Origin of the sequence: Rahnella sp. ATs2, from assembly GCF_051851855.1 — a bacterium.
Classification (GTDB): domain Bacteria; phylum Pseudomonadota; class Gammaproteobacteria; order Enterobacterales; family Enterobacteriaceae; genus Rahnella; species Rahnella variigena.
Genome location: NZ_JBLYPL010000050.1, coordinates 1 through 2776, shown reverse-complemented (window position 1 = coordinate 2776; position 2776 = coordinate 1). Strand labels below are relative to the sequence as shown.

Genomic DNA, 2776 nt, shown 5'->3' with positions numbered 1-2776 from the left:
ATCGGTGGAAACGGTGTTGATGGTCAGAGCTGGTGGGATGATATCCACCAGCACCGAACCGCTGACGCTGCTGCTGTTACCGGCGACATCTTTCACCGTCGCGTTCACAGCGTAGGTACCGTCGGTCAGCGCCGAGGCGTCCGCCGCCGGAACTGAAGTGCTCCAGGTGCCGTCGGTGCCGACGGTCGCGGTGTAATCTTTGCCGTTCAGGGTGATGGTTACCACCTGACCGGCTTCGGCGGTAGATGTCCCGCTCAGCACCACATCTGCACCGGCTTCCGCGCTGTTCAGCACATTGTCACCGGCGATGGTGTTGATGGTGATAGCCGGAGCAACGGTATCAACCGTCACATCCTGCGCCGCACTGGCGCTGTTACCGGCAGTGTTGGTTACCGACACCTGAATTGAGGCATCGCCATCTTTCAGCAGGGTCATATCCGCAGCCGGAACGGTCAGGCTCCATGTCCCACCGGTTTGCACCTGAGTGGTGTAGCTGTGACCCGCAAAAATAACGGTCACCGTCTGACCAGCTTCAACGTTTAACGTAGTACCGCTCAGGGTTAAATCTGCCGCTTTCTCTGCGGCATTCAGCATGCTGTCAGTGGAAACCGTATCGATGGCGATACTGACGCTGCTGAGATCAACGGTGATGTCATTGCTGATGGTGACGCTGTTACCCGCAGCACTGGTGCCGCTCACAGACACCGTTAACGCACCGGCAGGCCAGTTCGCCACGTCAGCCGCAGGAACTGCCGCTGACCACTTGCCGCCTGCGCCGACGGTCGCCGCATAATCGACGCCGTTGATGGTCACGGTGACGCTGCTGCCCGCGGCCAGACCGGTGCTGGTACCGCTGACAATCTGGTTCTGATTAATTTCGATGCTGTTGACGATATCGTCGCCGGCAATGGTGTCGATGCGCAGACCCGGGATTGCCGCATCAATGACGATATCGCGTTCACCGGAACCGCTGTTGCCGCTGGTGTTGGTCACGCTGGCGGAAATGTTCAGGCTGCCGTCGCCCATGGCGGCCAGATCGGCTGCCGGAACGGTCAGGCTCCAGGAGAGATCGTTCTGCACCTCTGCGGTGTAGGTTTTACCGCCCACGGTCACGGTGACGGTTTGTCCCGCTTCCGCGTGTGTAACGGTGCCGCTGATCACCTGATCCTGCGTGATTTCAGTGGCGTTGATCACGTCATCACCGGCGACCGTATTAATGGTCACTGCCGGGCTGTCGGACGAGGTTTGCAGCGTTTTAGCAGAAGAACCGCTGTTGCCATAAATGTCGGTGCCGCTGACGCTGACCTGATAAAGCGCCTGCCCCAGATTCGCCAGATCGCTGGCCGGAATATCTGCACTCCAGACGCCGCCGTTGACGGTGCCCTGATAGTTCAGGCCGTTAAGCGTCACAATAACCGTCGCGCCATCAGCCAGCCCTGTCACGGTACCGGTGACGGTGAGCGTGGTCAGTGCTTCGGTGGCGTTAAGAATGTTATCGCCACCCGCCATGTCATTGATAACAAATACCGGCGCAGTGGTTTCCACCGTCACGTCGCGGCTGGCAGAACCGGTATTTCCGGCAGTGTCCGTGACCTTCGCGGTGATGGTGTAGCTGCCGTCATTCAGGCCGCTGACCACATTCGCCGGAACCCCGACGCTCCAGTTACCCGAGCCATCACTGACCGCACGGTAATCGACGTTGTTGATGGTCACAGTGACCACAGAACCCGCGTCCACCCCGCTTACGGTGCCGCTGATCACCTGCGCCTGTCCGTGTTCGGTACTGTTGATGACGTTATCGCCCGCCACGGTATTAATCGTGACTTCCGGCGCGGTCAGATCAACCTGCGCGGTGCCGGTGGCGGTCGCCGGATTACCTGCGATATCGCTGACGCTGGCGGTCAGGGTATAAGAACCGTCGCCCAGACCGGAGAACACGCTGTTCGGCACGCCGGTTGTCCAGGTGCCGTCTGCGGCTACCGTCGCGGTGTAAGTTTCACTGCCCAGCGTGATGGTGACGGTCTGCCCGGCCTGCGCCGTACTGGTGCCGCTGAGTGTGACCTCGGTACCCGCATTGATGGCGGTCAGCACATCACTGGCGCTGATGGTTTGAATGGTTACCGTCGGTGCCGATGCATCCACTTCCGCCGTATTCGCTGCGCTGGCGCTGTTGCCCGCTACGTTGGTAACGCTGGCGGTTGCGGTCACGTCGCCGTCTTTCAGGCTGGTCATGTCGCCTGCCGGAACTTTCACGCTCCAGCTGCCGTTGTCCTGCACAGTCGCGGTGTACGTATGACCCGCAAAGTTTACGGTCACGGTCTGACCGGCTTCGACGTTTTGCGTCGACCCCGTCAGCGTCAGGTCTGCCGCTTTTTCTGCTGCGTTAATGATGTCATCAGCCGCGATGGTATCCACGGTGATCGCCACGCTGCTCAGATCGACGGTGACGTTATTCGAAATCGTCACTGAGTTACCCGAAGCATCGGTGCCGGTCACGCTGATATTCAACGCACCCGCTGGCCAGTTCGCCACGTCCGCTGCCGGAACCGCCGCAGACCACGCGCCATTCGCGCCAACGGTCGCCTGATAATCCACGCCGTTGATGGTCACGGTGACCGAACTTCCCGCTGCGATATCGGTGCTGGTACCGCTGACAATCTGGTTCTGCTGGATCTCGATGCTGTTGACCACATCGTCGCCAGCAACGGTATCAATACGCAGCCCCGGCAGACCGGCGTCGATGTTGATCTCGCGATCCGCACTGCCGGTGTTGCCG

Annotated in this window: 1 protein-coding gene; it reads right to left on the bottom strand. The window is 60.2% G+C overall.

Going from position 1 to position 2776, the window contains the following annotated elements:
* A partial coding sequence (locus ACJY2G_RS25430) for an Ig-like domain-containing protein (RefSeq protein ID WP_439292377.1) occupies positions 1 to 2776 on the bottom strand: 2776 nt, incomplete at both ends.